Below are 16,549 nucleotides of genomic sequence, written 5' to 3'. Positions count from 1 at the left end.
CACAGAGGGATTGATTCGATGGCAGACACAAGTCTGACGGCCAGTGTTGGAGCTCCCATCTACTCACACACGACACTTCTCGGCGGTGTCGCGTGGGTGGATGAAAAGCGACTTGTGACGGCAGGACGTGACGGAAAAACTTATTGTATTGACGTGCTCGCGCCGAGCGTCACAGAAGTGACTGGATCTGTTCCAGCTGAAAGCACCGCTCGAGTCCGCGTGCTGATTGGGAGCAAGACGTTGAGCTTTCTGGAGGGACGTAGCGACGGCACCGCAGTAATTGCACACATGCCGGAAACTGAAAAGATTTTTCCGATAATGACCCAGCGGCTCGTACAGAACGACGACAAGAAAAGCACGCTGATCGCCGTGGGGGGAGGGGGGGGCGAACGCAACGCCCATCGACTGGTAATGGAAACTTTGGCGCACGCTCAATCAGACGTCTCAACAAATGATGTGACCGGCACTGATGCGATTAGGTCTGCCGCGATCGCGGCGACGACTCCTGACAAAATTGTCGTTTTGACGGAGAGCTCAGGTGGCGCCGGCCGAATCTTCTCACTGGACGGCCTGACGGCGGCGTGGGTCAATGTTTTCCCCACAGACTTGGTTGAAGCACGGCCGCAGACATTGGCAATCGCTGATGACGGCACGGCCGTATGCATTGTTTCGAAAGACGCCGGCAGCAACTTCAGCTTGCAACGTTACGAATATGCAACAGGCAGTATTCAAATCATTCCGATTCCCTCGGGGCTGACTTCGACTTCCGCTGACATCTATGCTGCGACTCACCATGTCCGATTTTGGCCGGGAACCAACAATGCTTGGATTCTACAACTCACAGAGAATAACGCAGGGGTCTTGAAACGATCACTTCGAAAACTAATCTGGAATGAAACCACGGGAGACGCATCGAGCGCGGTTATTTATCCCGATGCGGCAGGCACCCGACTCTGTGCAGAACCTGTCACGCGAATTGATGGTGGCGATGGAACCGTCATCGTTTCGGCATGGGATGACGGAACGCTTCGTGTCCATCGACAGAAAGATTCCGCTCCAGCCACTGAAATCGTCAATATCACGATTACGGGAGAGAGTGTTACTGCAGTGGCATTGAGATTGAAGCCCACGTTATGTGTTACAGCACTGTCAAAGACAGCGGCAGCGTCGAAGACGACGGCGCGCGTTTGGATGATCGACGAATCTGGCCACACGTTCCGTAAACTTGCGGACTTTATTCCGACCGGAACGCAGCCCACCGTCAACTCGGGCATCCTCGGTTGGCAAGGCAATACGATCCTTGTGGGAACACTGGATGACTCGTTGCCACCCAATTTTCAACTTGAGTATTTTCCTCTGCCACAGATATTTGGGCCACCAGATCAGACCGACCCAGCGAAACTCTACAATGTCATCACCGCGGCAGGCTGGGTCGGTGGTGATGCGCCCGTCTTCGGCGTGGCCGATGGCAGGATATGGGCGTTGGACGGGGCCGCTTACAAACTCTTTCCAGAGCCCGCCCCAACTCCTGATCCTGGCCAGCTCGTACGGGCCATGGCCCAACCTGCAAATCTGCCGATCTTTGCATTTGCGCTGACGCTCGATGCGAACAAGATTCATGTCAGAAAACTGGCCAGCCCTGGCACCGATGAGGATCTTCCAGCCCCCACAATCAACGCTCCGGTAACGGCTCTGGCATTCAGCGCTGATGAAAGATTTCTTGCGATGGGCTCCACTTCCGGCCAGATTGAGATTTGGAATCTCAATACAGATGGGATCCCTACGACCCGAAAAGATGATGCGTTGAATTCCGCAAGCTTTCCGATTCAAGGATTGAGTTTCGTTAACGTCGATCATCTGCTTCGCCTGGCTGCGATTGATCACCGCGGGTTCGTTCGCGTTTGGGGTGCTTCAAACGATGGCGCAGATCCCTTCGAAGAAAAGTTCGTTGAAAAAACAGATCTGCTAGATATCGACCATCAGTCCAGCCTTTGCTGGTCTAAGAATGGCAAGTCACTGGCGGTGGCTTCTCAGTCGGGCAACGTCTTCGTGATCGATGTTCAAGCACGCAGCTAACCAGAGAGTGAACGAGCAGAGTACGAGAATACACATCGTGAATTAGCAAGATCACGCCAACGTCCGCCGACTGCTTTCTTGAAGTGGACCCCGTTTTTCGGACCACCGGGAGCCATTTCTTAGATCGTCTTCACTGGGCTCGGGGGCGAGGGATTTGATAGGCTTGCCAGGGCGTGCGGTTGGCCAATCCCTGGTGAGGTCGCTCGTGGCGATAGTACTGGAAGTACGCCTTCAATCCTTCATGACAATCGGCTCCCGTCGTGTATTCCTTGAGGTAGATGTTCTCATATTTCACGGTACGCCACAGTCGTTCAATCGTGACGTTGTCAATCGCTCGACCTTTGCCGTCCATGCTGATGGCAATCGATTCCTGTTCCAGTCGCTTCGTAAAGATCTGGCTCGTGAATTGAGATCCCTGATCCGTGTTGAAGATTTCCAATTGGCCCTGTTACAACGCTTTCTCCAGGGTCTCAAACACAAAACTCCACGTCCATGCTGTTGGACAGTGCCAGGCCAATACGTAGCGGCCGTACCAATCCATAACGGCCGTCAAACACAGATATCCCCGACGCATCGGAACGAACGTGATGTCGCACGCACACACTTGATTGGGTCGAACGATTTCAACACCTCCAAGCAGGTAGGGATAAATCTTGTGACCGGCTGCTCGCATCGTCGTTCGAGGACTCGGTGCGAGCGACTAAAGCCCCATTTCCCTCAGTAATCGCGGCATTTTCTTGCGATTCACCACCTGGCCGCGACGCTCCAATTGTGACACCATTCCACGGCTGCCCAACTGTGGACGCTACAGGTATTCCTCATCGTCTCGATGTCCCACTTAGAAGGCCCTGTAGAACCGCCAGACCACAACGCGCCGTTCAAGGTCATTGCAGTTGTCTATCCAGCAAGCTCCATCAGGCGCCGCAACGCCGCGTATGTTTGCTGGATCATGACGAGCACGAATCCGAGCAGTACGGCGATAATTGCCATCACAACCAATAGCTCGATCAGAGAATATCCCCGTCGTCGCACAGCACGCTCGCATTCGCCTCACGCGTGGACCGCAAACAATACAGACATTTCGTCTATTGTGGAAATAAACTATCCCTGGAGGTGAACGAAGTCAAGGAGAACTGGCTTGTGGATTGGCTCAATCCAATCCGATGACACGTCGGTGCCCATCCCGTCTGCTACATGATTCAGGTGGCAGTGACTCGATAGATGAGTGGGAAATCAGTTCGAGCCTTCCGAACTGAGATCACTCCGACTTCAACTGCGTGATCTTCATTTCGGCCCTCAGCTCGATGCCGCATCGACCGGCCAGCGTTTGCGTCGGGTAAGGCTGATCCCATTCCCACATGACTTAGCCACCTATGGTATGGCTCACTTTACTGAGGCAGGCGTGTCTTTGACGAACGCCAGCAGTCGTTTGGTCAAATCCTTCTCGAAATCAGCCAGCTCTTTGGCGATCAGTCCATGTGCAGCGAGTTGACCGGTTCCCGGATAATCAACAGTCACGAGCGTGCTTTGGGGCAGGACGGCGCTAAGTGCCTTCGATTCACTCACGGCTTCGGGGCGTTGCTTCACTGCTGCAATCACAAATGGCGGGCAATCATCGGGATTCTTCCGGGCTTGCTGCAAGGGAGATGCTTCATTTAGTGTTTTTGCCTCGTTTCCAAAGGCATCGGAGATCATCTTTTTTACAGCCGGAGTTCGAGTCGTCGTCAGATCGTAGCTGGCTGTGTCAATCGCCATGACACCTGCCAAAGCAGACTTCGGTGACAGGTCATGAGCCTGCAAATAGTTCGGTGCGGTGGCGACTAGGGCCACAAGGTGTGCTCCCGCCGAATGCCCCAGCAGAAAAACTCGCTTCGGATCACCACCGTATTCCGCGATATGCTTGTGAACCCATGCGATTCCCGCGGCAACGTCTTCAACATGAGCCGGATGAACCACGGCCGGAGTCAGTCGATAGTCCAGCCCGACGACGACGATTCTGGCTTTGGCCCAAGTCTGGCACAGGTTGATTCCGGCGCGATTGTCCTTGTCTCCGTTCCGCCAGCCGCCGCCATGAACCCAGATTACCACTGGCAAGGATTGCCCCTTTTCTTCCGCCGCAGGCCGGTAAACATTGAGGGATTGCTTCGAGTCCTTGCCATATTGAACTGCGACCGGCTCCACGGCGTGGACTGTCCTGGTGATGACGAATCCGCAGACAACCAACAGTCGTAACCAATATCGCATCGTGAAGCCCTCAGATGTTCGCCATGTTTGTACGCATTCTGGCCAATTTGATGCGGTCATTCTAGCTTGTGATTCTGGAAGAATTCTCACCTCAGATCAATTGCCGAAATGTTCTCGCTGACATGCAGGTGAAGCCGACCAGTCTTGAGTCAATTCATCTGGAGCCCATAGGATTCGACCGTTGAGCGGTGGAGCGACGTATCGAGTCGCGTTGGCAGATAGGGGGTCACGGTGACGCTCAACCGGCCAAAGTTGCGTCGGCCCAGCCGCGTAGCGTCCCCCGACAGACGGCGGCTCGATCGATCAGTCTTCTGGCTGCAAGGTTAAGTGCCGTCGTGAAGTACGTAGACGATGATCATTTGCCGAAGGCGGTTGCGGAATTTCCGCGATCCAGCCAATCAAAACACCGGATTCTTGCTTCAAGAGAATGCGTAGTGAGCAAACTTTTGATCGCCGTAGGGATCTACGCATGACCGGTATGGGGTTTGCCTGAAAGTGGGAGTGCGATGCACACGTAAAAATCGCAAACAGTATTCGCACTTCAATTCAAAAGGCAGGAATTCAAAATGGCAAATACAGTTAAGGATAAAATTGTCGAGGCGAGTCACGCGGTGGTCGATGCGGCCAAGAAGGCAGGCGACAATATCGCGAAAGGAGCTGAGAACGCCGTTGACTTTGTGAAAACGAAGACCGGATTGGGCGGGCCAGCAGAGGGTACAGATGCGGGTTTGGCTGGTATTAAAGATCATATGGACGTGATCGCGTCGTGCGGCAAAAAGGTGGGTGTTGTCGACCACCTCGAAGGGAGCGCGATTAAACTGACCAAAAAAGACAGTCCTGACGGACAACATCACTTTGTGCCCGTTGCCTGGGTGGAGCGGGTCGATCGTCATGTCCATCTGACGAAGAATTCGAAGGAAACTGAAGAGAGCTGGAAGCCTGACGCGGCAAGTTGCGGCTGCAGTCATTGACCGCAATCACAGATTGATCATTTGATTACGAGCCCGTACCAATCTGGACGGGCTCCTTCCCTTCCCGACGAGCGATCACGTCGTCATTTCAAGCCGGCAGGTCCGTCCGTCAACTTCGATAGCAAGTCCTCCAAATCCGAGAAGCTGACCGGCTTCACGAGATGACCGTTGCATCCCGCGTCCCTGGATTGAGCTCGATCACCTTCCTGCCCCCAGCCCGTAAGGGCGATGATCACAATGGATTTACCCCATCGCTCCTCGCGGATTCGCCGCGTCGCCTCATAACCATTCAACTTCGGCATGCCGACATCCATCAGGATGACCTGTGGGCGGAACTGCTCGCTGGCCTCCACAGCCTCAAGGCCATCGTTCGCGGTTCGTACGTCATTGCCAACGAGCTTTAACATCATGGCCATCGAAGTCGCAGAATCCCGGTTGTCGTCAACGACGAGAAATCGCCGCCCAACGTCGCACTTTGGAGGTTCTGCGCAGTGCGTATGCCGCAGATCATGGCCGTTTTGATGTTCCAGCGCAGGAAGCCGAACCGTAAATGTACTTCCGCGTCCTGAACCTGGAGACTCCGCCGAGACGCTCCCACCGTGCATTTCCACCAAACCCTTTACCAGTGCCAAGCCAATACCAAGTCCCCCAGTGCTCCTCTCAATGCTGCGGTCGACTTGTGAGAACATGTCAAAAATGGAATCCAAGGACTCATTCGGAATTCCAATTCCGTCATCGCGTACAGAAATAACGGCCTCATTCCCACGTCGCTCGGCGCTGATCCAGATATCGCCACCGTGGGGAGTGTATTTTGCACTATTGCTTAACAAATTGCCGAAGACTTGAGCCAGTCGCGTCAGATCGGCGTCGAGAAAGATTGGCTCAGGTGAGAGCGAGACCATCAGCCCATGTCCTCCAGCATCAATGAGCGGCCGCGCGGTCTCGAGCGCGCTGTCCAGGATGTCGGCAACCGACACCCGTGATCTGCGAAGCTCCATCTTGTTGCGGCCAATTCGCGAGACGTCGAGCAAATCATCGATCAGACGAACCATATGCCCAAGCTGTCGCTCCATCATCGAGCGGGCCTGATCAATGGCGGTCACGTTATTCGCTCCGAGCTGCAAAACTTGCAGGCCGTTTCTGATTGGGGCGAGAGGATTTCGTAGTTCGTGCGCCAGCAAAGCGATGAACTCGTCTTTTCTTCGATCTGCATCGCGCAGCGAATCTTCGGCTCGCTTTCGCTCTGTGATGTCCGTAAACAGGACTGCGACCCGACGACTGTTTGGGCCACCGGGGCGATAGGCGGACACGTCGTACCAGCGTCCGAGCGCCTTTGCTTCGCTCACAAATCGCACCGAGCGACCAGTCGATGCGACTCGATCGTAGATCTCAAACCAATGCGCATCGTGATCTGGGACGAGTTCGCGCATTGTTCGCCCCACGGCATCTTTCAGGCCAGTGTGGACTTCAAACGCAGGATTCACTTCCAAGAATCGGTAGTCAACGGGCTGATCGCAATCATCATAGAGCATTTCAATCACACAGAATGCCTGCCCCATAAAATCAAACAATGTGCGGTATCGTTCTTCACTCCGTCGGAGGTCCGCTTCGATTTGAGTTCTGGAGGTGATGTCACGCGCCACTTTTGATGCTCCGACCACACGCCCTCCGGCGTCCCGAATCGGGGAAATGGTTAACGAGACATTGAGTGTGCGGCCCCCTTTCGCCAACCGAACCGTCTCGAAGTGATCGACCCGCTCGCCGCGCCGAAGCCGGTTCAGAATCTCACGCTCCTCGACAAGACGTTCAGGAGGCAGGATCAAGGTAATCGGCTGGCCGATCGCCTCGGTCGAGGAATAGCCGAACAGTCGCTCGGCCCCGGCATTCCACGTACGAATCACTCCATCCAGAGACTTGCTGATAATGGCGTCATCAGACGATTCGACGATCGCCGCCAGTCGAGCTTGGGCTTCTTCTGAACGCTTTCGCTCGGTCACGTCGCGAAAGACTAATACGGCACCAACCTGATTGCCCGAGCCGTCTCTGATAGGAGCAGCGCTATCATCAATCGGACGCTCTGCCCCGTCCCGGGAGATCAAAATCGTATGATTTGCGAGTCCGACGATCACACCCTTTTGCAATGCCCGTAAGGCGGGATTCTCGACCAATTGGCGAGTATGTTCGTTGACGATCCGAAAGATTTCCGACAAATGGCGACCATTGGCCTCGGTCTGAGACCACCCCGTCAATCTCTGGGCCACGCCATTCAGGAACGTCACCTTCCCATCTGCGTCAGTGCTAATGACAGCATCGCCAATACTGGCGAGAGTGATTCGGAGTCTCTCTCTCTCCGCAGCGGCTGACTCTGCCGCGACTTGACGTTCGATGAGATTATCCCGCACCTCGTACTGGCGATTCCTCGCGCGCAAGGCCGATTTGATGACGCTGATCAGTGTATGCATCCGCACCGGACGCTCGATCAGAGTCACATTCACTGGCTCTCGAAACGAGAGTTTGCTCCGACTTGCTCCCTCGCGACTCAGGACAATCAAAGGGACGTCGGACCAAGAGGGTTGATTCTCCAGGGCACTTGTCAATAGTTCTGCCCCATCTTCAGCAATCGTCTCATCAGTCAGCAAGATGGCTCCGGCCCCTGCCGCAAGCTCGCGGCAGACGGAATGAATGTCGGTGCACTCGAAGCCATCAAGTCCAGATTCTCGGAGAAGGTCGCACGTCCGCGCCGCGTCCTGCGATGTTGGCATCAGGAGGAGCACTCGGGCCTCAATTGCCAATGCGGGTATTGTCATCCGCTACACGTCTCCTTGGCGGCGATACCATTTTCACCGATTAGTCTGGTCTCCCCAATGTACTCGGGTGTCCCGGTCATAATTCCTCGGAATCCCACTAATGGGTGTCCCACTGAGACACCCACTTCGGTGATTCGCAATTCTCTGACCGTGCGCTGATGCATTCCTGTCCGCTTCTTAAAGACGCTCACAGCTTGACGAATCTCACCAAGGGCTTCGAAGTATCGAAATAGAAGAACCGTATCCGCGAGGTAACTGACATCGATCTCACTCATTCCCCCAACCATTAATCCATGCTGAGCAACCACCATAATGGTGATCACGCCCTTTTGATTGAGGTAAGCGAAGAGCTCGTGCAGGTGAGTGATTAAGAATCGCTCTTCTGGCATTGCATTCATGTAGCCATTCAGGCTGTCAATTACGATCAGTCGAGTTCCCGCTTCGACAGCCATGCGAACCTCATACGCGAATGCGCCGGCGGTCAATTCCGCCGCGTCAATCTGTTTGGCGCGAAGCAGACCATCGGCCTGGTACTTGCGAGGTCCGCCCGGCAGATCGCGACAAAGCTTTTCAGACCGGTCGAAAAGCGTGTCGATGACTTCGTCAAATGTATAAACCGCTGCGGGTTCGCCCTTCCTGAGAGCGGTTGCGACATACTGCATGGCCACGGTCGATTTCCCGACCCCGGCGGGACCTAGCAGGAGCGTAGTCGTTCCCGTGGTGAGACCTCCCCCAAGCATCTCATCGAGCGCGTCGACACCGCTCTCATACGATGATCGCTCGAATCGCTCATGATGCTCTGCGGCCACGAGACGAGGATGTACAATCACGCCCCCGTCAATGATTTCGTAGTCGTTGTACCCCTCACGGAAATTCGCTCCACGGACTTTGGTGACGAATAACCGTCGTCGAGCTTTGCCGTATTCCGGAAGGAAACGCTCCATTACGATATTCGCGCCAACTAAGCTTTCTGGCTGAATATCGTCAAATCCAGAAGACCTGTCGTCGAGAAGCAATACCGTAATCTTTTTCTGCTTGAAGAACTGCTTGAGTGCCAAGAGTTGGCGACGATAACGGAGCGAGTCACCCGACAGAAGACGCAGTTCGGCGAGCCCATCGAAGACAACATGTTGGGGCTTAAGCCGCTCGACTTCCGCCAGAATCGCCTTCGTCGTCTCTCCGAGTTCCGTTTCTGATGGGTGAAAAACGGACGCGCGACTTTCCCCCACAAACTGCGCCGCATTCTCGGTGAAATCGCAAATCTGGAGACCTTCGATGGTCCAGCCGTGCGACGCACACGCATCCTCTAAATCGGCTCGCGATTCCGTTAAGGTCACGTATAAACAGGCTTCGCGCGCCTTCACTCGTCCAAGCACAAATTGAAGCGCCACAGTTGTCTTGCCTGACCCCGGATCTGCCTGAAGGAGATAAAATCCCTCACGAAGAAATCCACCATGCAAGACTTGATCAAGCCCCGGCACGCCCGACGGAATGTAAGCGCGCTTTGTACTGCCTGAACTGCTCATTGAGGTCTCTCGTGCGAGAATGCGATCACAGCGCGGCGGCTGACGCATTGGGACATAAACCATATCTGGATCGCAAAATCACTCTCGAGTCGGCGAAGGACTAATGATTAGCCTCACAGCATAACCACACCGCCCGACTGGATTCCTGATTGCACGCACATGCACCAGACCGATCGCGCAGCGTTCAAGTAACGATCAGTGCCAATGCAACGTCAAGCCACATCGAAGCAAAGCAAACAAATCCGAAACCTTGAACAATTAAGGAATTCGCCCCCGCAATTGGCGTGCCGCAGCAATATCCTTGACAGGACACTTTCGATTCCGCAGCGACACTGGCTTACCGGGTGAAGGTCGTTGTAACGACGAATCGCAGGTCTCACCCCTAATTCCTCGGAGAGATCAACACTGGCATATTTCGTGCATGGTTGGCGATTGCTTAAGTAGGATCGTAATGCCGTTTGCGTAGATGGGCAGACCGTTCCTAATTAAACACGTGCGGAGGGCGGAGTTTCTTCGCCATTGGTTCTGTCACTTCGGGGCGACAGAACCAAACGCTTGCCGATCATCATGGCTTGTTAGCCTCGCGATGGGTTCCGGAAGCGAATCCGCTGAGATAATGCCGACTCGTCTTGAATTCATGTTGGTTTTCAAGACGAGCGGCATTGTTCTGAGGCCCTGTGACTGGGCCCCTCGATCGAATTCAATCAGTCTTCCTCAAAGAATCTTCGTCAACTCAGGGGCTGGCAGTAGATTGGCAGACGAACGCCAATTTCTGAGCGATCGAAGGCAAAGGGACGTCAGATGGACAAATCGCCGCTAGCGCCAATCCCCTATGCTGAGTCCATCGAAACCATTCCGTCCGATGAAGCGGACAACATCACTCAAGCGGTCCAACGTTTGGAGTCGATCCTGTGCGGGAATCAGACGGGGCGTAAAGAAATCCACGGGCAGATTCATGCCAAAACGCACGCTCACGCGCAAGCAGAATTTCGTATCCTTTCAAATCTTCCGCCAGAGCTGTCACAAGGCCTCTTTTCCTGTGAACGTGCCTACAGGGCTGAAGTCCGCTTTTCCAACTCAGCAACACAGCCGCAGGCGGATTACATTCCGGACGGTCGCGGGATTGCGATCAAGGTGCTTGAGGTGTACGGCCCACGCGCGGTGGCAGGCGCTGATGTTCGATGGTCCCAGGATTTTTTGATGGTGAATCATCCGTCGTTTTTTGCCAGTGACATTCGCGAGTTCTTGCGACTCGAAGAAATCCTGACGGAAGAAAGCGATTCGACCCTCAAAAAACTTCAGAAAGCCGTCACCGGGGGCGATTGGAACCCACTCAATTGGCACTGGCGAACCGCGTCAACGGCATTCCAGAACGCCAGCCATCTGCCAATGCATCCGGCAAGTTATACCTATTTCAGCATGGCTCCAATTCGTTTCGGAGCGTATGTCGCAAAATATCGTGTCAAACCTTCCGGTGATCTTTCGGCTTCGGTCATTGATATCGTGTCGAAGCTAGGTCAGCAAGCTGATGCCATGCGATTAATGCTCGAAGAGACGTTGGCAAATCAACAAATCCTGTTCGAATTCCAAGTTCAACTCCGGACATCCAGTGAAACGATGCCTGTTGAAGACGCCTCGGTTGAGTGGCCCGAATCACAGTCGCCCTATCGAACCGTTGCCCTCCTGGTGATTCCTCGCCAAGACGTCCGAATTCAGTCAGAAACAAAGAACCCGCGCCCACACACATTTAGCGTTTGGAATGCACTCGAAGATCATCGTCCGCTCGGAGGCATCAATCGACTACGACGAGCGGTCTATCCACGATCCGCTGCTCAACGTTCATCTGAAACAAGTATGCAGACGGACAGATAGCCGGAATACCGTCAGCCGGCGATGTCGAGAGCTTTAGGGCGAATACTGGTGCCAGATCTCGGGAACCTCGCATTCGTTGTCATGAAAAGGGAGTTGTGAGAAAATCGAGAAAGAACCTCACGACAGAATGTCTCGCAGAACCTGGCCATGAACGTCGGTCAAGCGGAAGTCTCGGCCAGCATAGCGATAGGTTAGCTTTTCATGGTCAAACCCCAAGAGGTACAGCATCGTGGCATGCAAGTCATGCACCGATGTGGGCTTCTCGACCGCTTTGAATCCGAATTCGTCAGTAGCTCCATACGTAGTCCCACCGCGAATTCCGCCCCCGGCCATCCAGACGGTGAACCCGTAATGATTGTGGTCCCTCCCCAGCGTCGACTTGTCTCCCCCCGTCAATTCGACCGTGGGGGTTCTGCCAAATTCGCCGCCCCAAAGGACAAGAGTATCTTCCAGCATGCCGCGTCGCTTGAGGTCCGTCAGTAATGCCGCGATGGGTTGATCGATATCCCCTGCGAGGGTCCGGTGATGTCCAGCCAGGTTACTATGGTCGTCCCACGGTTGGCCGGCTCCGTGCCAGAGCTGAACATAACGCACTCCACGTTCCAGTAATCGCCGTGCGATCAGCGTTTGCCGCGCCTGTACCCCGTTGCCGTACATCTCTTGGATATGTTGGGGTTCCTGTGCGATGTCGAACGCATCCGTTGCTTCCATCTGCATCCGGAACGCCAATTCAAAAGACTGAATGCGTGCATCCAACCGATTGTCGTCTCGGCGGGATTGATGAGCCTCGTTCAATGATCGCAGCAAGTCAAGTTGGCGGCGTTGAGTTTGCGTGGACGCGTGGCGGCTGCGGATGTTTTCAATCAACTGGTCGATCTTCTGGAACTGGGGATCGACATAGGTTCCTTGATAGGTTCCCGGGAGGAAGCCCGCCCCCCAATTCTCTCCACTTTTGATTGGAAGTCCATTGGGGCACATTGCGATAAACCCCGGCAAATTCTGGTTCTCGGATCCCAATCCGTACAGAACCCAGGCTCCCACACTGGGTCTCGACAGAACCGAATCACCGCAATTCATCAACATCAGCGAAGGTTCGTGATTGGGAACCTGGGCATACATTGAGCGAATCACCGCGATGTCGTCAATGTGTTCGGCCGTTCGAGCGAAAAGCTCGCTGACTTCAATGCCGCTTTGACCATACTTTCTAAAGGCAAACGGCGATGCAAAGGCCGCTCCAGTTTTTCGTTCGGTCGCCAGATTGACCGGGATGGCTTGTCCGTCGTACTTCTTGAGCAGCGGTTTGGGGTCAAAGGTGTCGACGTGCGACGGACCACCATTCAGAAAGAAGTGGATGACGCGTTTCGCGGTCCCAGGAAAATGCGGCGTTTTGTTGTTATTGGCATCCGCGGAATTCGTCGCCGCCAGAGCCCCCGGCTGGCTCATTAGCCCTGCCAGCCCCAGCGTGCCCAGTCCCATGCCACATTGCCCCAGCATCAAACGGCGGCTGAACATGGATGTCTCTTCGGCAACGGAACGCATGATCGAAATTCCCTTGAAAGCCTGTGATTCGGGCATGACGGTCTCCTGCCGCTGGTTCGTCAATCCACGAACCGGAATTCATTCGAGAGCAGTAATACTTGGGCCAATTGTTCCCATGGCTTCAACGGCGGCGACAGCGGAGTCCCGGCGAAATCGCTGGTGGAATTCCAACCTCGTGGGGTTCCACTTGTCGCAGAGGTTTCACGAATCGAAACGGTCCACAAGTATTGATTGCTGTTCAAAGCCCCGTTGAAATCAACGACGAAATCCAGCGTGTCACCGGCATGCACGGAAACGGCCGAATTCTGGATTTTTCTGGACGAAGTGAGGAGCGTGAATTGTTCTAAAACCTTGTTCTGATTCGCGATGATCGATCCGCGAATTCCTTTTCCTTCCGCAGGCTCATGCCGTACGTCACATTCGACAACAAGGATTCCGTCCTTTGCCGCGGTCCAGCGACGAATGGCGGCATGATTCAGATCATTTCCAGGATGCCCTCCATCAGCGGTCAATCGCACCCAACCCAGTTGTGGATCTGGCCATTGGCCACCGCCTTGCCAGGCCGTTCCATTGAAGTGGGGTAACGGTTTGAAATCGCGAATTCCATCTCCCGCTTCGCTGATGGCTCCGTAACCATATTGCCAGGCCGCTTGCTCGGGAGTAGGTGGTGGTAATGGATCAAGTTGGGCGCTTGCAACAAATTGCAGCGCCGCGGCTCGTTCTTCCGGCGTAGCCGCCCGTTGATAAACCGCTTCGAATAACTTCTCGACACGTGCCTCTGGCGACAGATTTGCGAGTGACTCGAGTCGCGCCGCGAGACGGCGTGCTCGAGTGGCTACGAAGGGATGATTCATCTCGAACAGCGCCTGCTGCGACACCGTAGTCTCGGATCGAGTGGGAACGTGTAGATCGGGATTGGCGAAGTCGAAGACACGATAAACGCTGGAAAGCTTTTCGCGGTCAATGAAGCTGTAAAGTGTGCGACGGTGATTCGTGTCCCCCTCTGAAAACAACGGTGTTCCTTGTCCACCTTGTTGCGGATCGAGATCACCGGACACTGCCAGTAGAGAATCCCGGAATTCTTCAAACGTCAGTCGGTGTGGATTCTTCCTCCAGTACAACCGATTGTCTGGATCGATCTCCGCGGCCCGCTGCCTGATCAACCGATCCGCTGGCCCCAAGGAATTTTGACGATACGTTGAAGAGAGCACGATTTCCCGGTGGATGGCTTTGGTGCTCCACCCCTTCTGGATCAGTTGGCGCGACAGCCAATCCAGTAGTTCCAGATGTTCCGGTCGAGTGGCGCGTGTTCCAAAGTCACTGGGAGTGGCGACCAGGCCCGAGTCGAAATGGTTCTGCCAGATGCGATTGACCCAAACGCGCGCTGTGAGTGGATTCTCTGGCGAGGCGATTTGTTGTGCGAGCTCCAGCCGCCCACTTCCCCGTTGATATGGTTGCCGGTTTGAGCCAGCGATGATCTTGGGAGACTGGCGAGGCACATCGTGCCCCTTGTTGAGTGGATTGCCACGACGAAAAATGCGAGGCTCTTCAAAAAATTCTGGCTGTCGATCAATCATCCGCACGGTGAAAGCAGCGGCCGCGTTGGAATTCAACAGCGTTGTTTCCAGTTCGTTTTGAAACTTCCAAATCTCGATCAGCTCACCGGTCGTGAAGTACGGGCCAATCGCCGTCAGGTAGACGTTGGGGATCGTAAATGGCGACCCCGTTCCGTACAGAACCTGCCGGATTGCTTCGTGCTCAGGATTGGGCAAGGCACCGGGAAGTGCGCTCTTGGATGCGTCGTTGGCAGCAGCCAGGGTTTGCCATTCTTGATTGATCTTCGCCAGAAGGGTCCCATATCGTTCCGCGACATCCTTCATGGATTTTGGAGCCGTAGAAAACAATTCCATCACCAGCGGCGAAACCTCTTTCGATCCGAGCTGCCGCAATTCATGCAAAACGCTTTCCGCCGAGGACTCAAACTCGTCTTTGCTCAATGCGGCGAATCGGTGCCACGGGACAAAGAGGGGGTTCTTTTTTGTCGCCTCCCGCCGGAGATACTCTTCCCACCGCTCGACGTAAACCGGGAAAAGATCCGCTGGACCCAGGATTTGCGAGAACGGAATATTGGGGTATTGCTCCGGCGACAGTTGCGCGACCAGGTAGCCAGCCACGTTCGCTCGTGCACGCGTTTCGATGGCATCGCGTTTTTGTTGAACGGCCTGACTCAACTGGTCTTGCTTGACTCGCAAATCCTTTTCGAACGCGTCGCCCAACTGGCCGGGCGGAACGGGCCCCACCGTCAGTTGCTCGACACTGTTGTGAAAGATCCCGTACAGAGAATAGTAATCAGCGGCCGGAATGGGATCGTACTTGTGGTCATGGCAGCGAGCGCAACCAAAGGTGAGTCCCATGGTCGTACGGCCAACCACGTCAATTCGGTCGTCGATAATGTCGTGATCGTTGCCCAGAAACCTTCGACCAATGGTCAGGAATCCCATTCCCAATTGGGCGGACGGGTCATCGGAGGCGACTTGGTCCGCAGCAATCTGCAGCAACAGAAAGCGATCATAGGGCATGTCCGTGTTGAACGCGTTGATGACCCAGTCTCGATACGCTGGAGCGTGAACATATCGGGACATCTCCCAGCCATAGAAATAGCCTCTCGTGTCGGAATACCGAGCCAGATCAAGCCATTTTCGTCCCCACTGTTCACCATACTGCGTCGAGCGCAGCAAACGCTCGACCAGGACTTCATACGCTTTGGGATCGGTATCACTCACAAAGGCCTCAACCTCGCCATGCGTGGGTGGCAAGCCGAGCAGATCAAAGGTGACGCGACGAATCAGCGACTCGCGGTCTGCCGGGGATGAAGGAGCCAGATTTACGCTCGTCAGTTTTGCAAGGATGAATGCATCGACGGGCGTCTGACTCCATTCGGGATTCGTTGTGGCAGGCGGTACGGGATTGGAAATTGGTTGAAATGCCCAATGGGTCTTTAGTGGATCGCGCTTCGCCATGTCGGATGGCGAGGCGGCCGGCCACGGCGCACCGAGTTTCACCCACCTTTCGAGGGTGACTACCTGTTCGGCGGTCAAAGGTTTATCCGGCGGCATTTGATAGTCTCCAGTGCGGCGAACCGCGGAGATCAGCAGGCTCTTTTCAAGATCGCCTGGGACAACCGCAGGTCCAGAGTCTCCACCTGCGAGAATGTGGGCACGCGAATCGAGCCGCAAGCCGGCCCACTGCTTCGTTGCGCCATGACAGGAACCGCAAATGTCCACGAGAAGTGGACGGACGGACGACTCAAAGAACTCAACATCGGCCTGAGATCCGACCGCATTATCAGGGACTTCCTCCGCAGTCCCCTGAATACCACAGACGATTGACAGCAGGACGATCAGGGCGACTTCGTTCATGCGGCGTCTGATGATGGAATCTCCCAGTTCTGCGAGTAAGTATGTTCGCTGGCGGCAGAGTAAAACGTGTGCCCGAGACACAGGAGGGGCAATGC

12 protein-coding genes are annotated in these 16,549 nt (G+C 54.8%); 3 read left to right on the top strand and 9 right to left on the bottom strand.

What is annotated here, in order from left to right; all coding sequences use genetic code 11:
- The first annotated feature begins 18 nt into the window (after window positions 1-18).
- Window positions 19-2,076, top strand: coding sequence for a WD40 repeat domain-containing protein (locus tag OSO_RS0118430; RefSeq protein ID WP_010584674.1), 2,058 nt, complete (start codon window positions 19-21; stop codon window positions 2,074-2,076).
- Window positions 2,077-2,206: 130 nt separating this feature from the next.
- On the opposite strand, the gene OSO_RS0118425 is transcribed toward OSO_RS0118430, so the two are convergent.
- The 5 genes from OSO_RS0118425 to OSO_RS48225 all read right to left on the bottom strand — a co-directional run bounded on the left by OSO_RS0118425 (window position 2,207) and on the right by OSO_RS48225 (window position 4,320).
- Window positions 2,207-2,515: an integrase core domain-containing protein gene (locus OSO_RS0118425; RefSeq protein WP_010584673.1), complete on the bottom strand. Its 309-nt coding sequence runs from the start codon at window positions 2,513-2,515 to the stop codon at window positions 2,207-2,209.
- Between the two features lie 9 nt (window positions 2,516-2,524).
- Window positions 2,525-2,749 (bottom strand): DDE-type integrase/transposase/recombinase, encoded by a 225-nt coding sequence (locus OSO_RS52640; protein WP_010584672.1) that lies wholly within the window; start codon window positions 2,747-2,749, stop codon window positions 2,525-2,527.
- Window positions 2,750-2,776: 27 nt separating this feature from the next.
- Window positions 2,777-2,872 carry a hypothetical protein gene (locus OSO_RS52635; RefSeq protein ID WP_157605336.1) on the bottom strand — a complete coding sequence of 32 codons (96 nt, stop codon included), beginning with the start codon at window positions 2,870-2,872 and terminating at the stop codon, window positions 2,777-2,779.
- A gap of 101 nt (window positions 2,873-2,973) precedes the next feature.
- Window positions 2,974-3,108, bottom strand: a complete 135-nt coding sequence (locus OSO_RS49940) for a type II secretion system protein (RefSeq protein ID WP_083842922.1) — start codon at window positions 3,106-3,108, stop codon at window positions 2,974-2,976.
- 351 nt (window positions 3,109-3,459) lie between these two features.
- Window positions 3,460-4,320 carry an alpha/beta hydrolase gene (locus OSO_RS48225; protein WP_157605335.1) on the bottom strand — a complete coding sequence of 287 codons (861 nt, stop codon included), beginning with the start codon at window positions 4,318-4,320 and terminating at the stop codon, window positions 3,460-3,462.
- A gap of 611 nt (window positions 4,321-4,931) precedes the next feature.
- On the opposite strand from OSO_RS48225, the gene OSO_RS49465 reads away from it, so the two are divergent.
- Entirely contained in the window at window positions 4,932-5,291 is a 360-nt protein-coding gene (locus OSO_RS49465) for a DUF2171 domain-containing protein (RefSeq protein WP_202799957.1), read from the top strand.
- 83 nt (window positions 5,292-5,374) lie between these two features.
- Here OSO_RS49465 and OSO_RS44090 read toward each other — a convergent pair whose 3' ends face one another.
- Both OSO_RS44090 and OSO_RS0118390 read right to left on the bottom strand, forming a co-directional pair.
- Window positions 5,375-8,098 (bottom strand): hybrid sensor histidine kinase/response regulator, encoded by a 2,724-nt coding sequence (locus OSO_RS44090; protein WP_010584669.1) that lies wholly within the window; start codon window positions 8,096-8,098, stop codon window positions 5,375-5,377.
- Complete coding sequence (locus OSO_RS0118390) at window positions 8,095-9,624, bottom strand: ATPase domain-containing protein (protein WP_010584668.1); 1,530 nt, start codon at window positions 9,622-9,624, stop codon at window positions 8,095-8,097. Before OSO_RS0118390 ends, OSO_RS44090 begins: the two co-directional genes overlap by 4 nt.
- Before the next feature lie 801 nt (window positions 9,625-10,425).
- Here OSO_RS0118390 and OSO_RS0118385 point away from each other — a divergent pair.
- Window positions 10,426-11,496: a catalase family protein gene (locus OSO_RS0118385; protein ID WP_010584667.1), complete on the top strand. Its 1,071-nt coding sequence runs from the start codon at window positions 10,426-10,428 to the stop codon at window positions 11,494-11,496.
- A 117-nt stretch (window positions 11,497-11,613) separates the two neighbouring features.
- On the opposite strand, the gene OSO_RS0118380 is transcribed toward OSO_RS0118385, so the two are convergent.
- Window positions 11,614-13,071 carry a DUF1501 domain-containing protein gene (locus OSO_RS0118380; protein WP_010584666.1) on the bottom strand — a complete coding sequence of 486 codons (1,458 nt, stop codon included), beginning with the start codon at window positions 13,069-13,071 and terminating at the stop codon, window positions 11,614-11,616.
- Between the two features lie 23 nt (window positions 13,072-13,094).
- A complete protein-coding gene (locus OSO_RS0118375) occupies window positions 13,095-16,454 on the bottom strand; it encodes a PSD1 and planctomycete cytochrome C domain-containing protein (protein WP_010584665.1) in 3,360 nt (1,119 codons plus the stop codon).
- Window positions 16,455-16,549: the final 95 nt, after the last annotated feature.

Source organism: Schlesneria paludicola DSM 18645 (assembly GCF_000255655.1).
GTDB lineage: Bacteria > Planctomycetota > Planctomycetia > Planctomycetales > Planctomycetaceae > Schlesneria > Schlesneria paludicola.
This window is presented reverse-complemented; position numbering and strand designations above follow the sequence as displayed.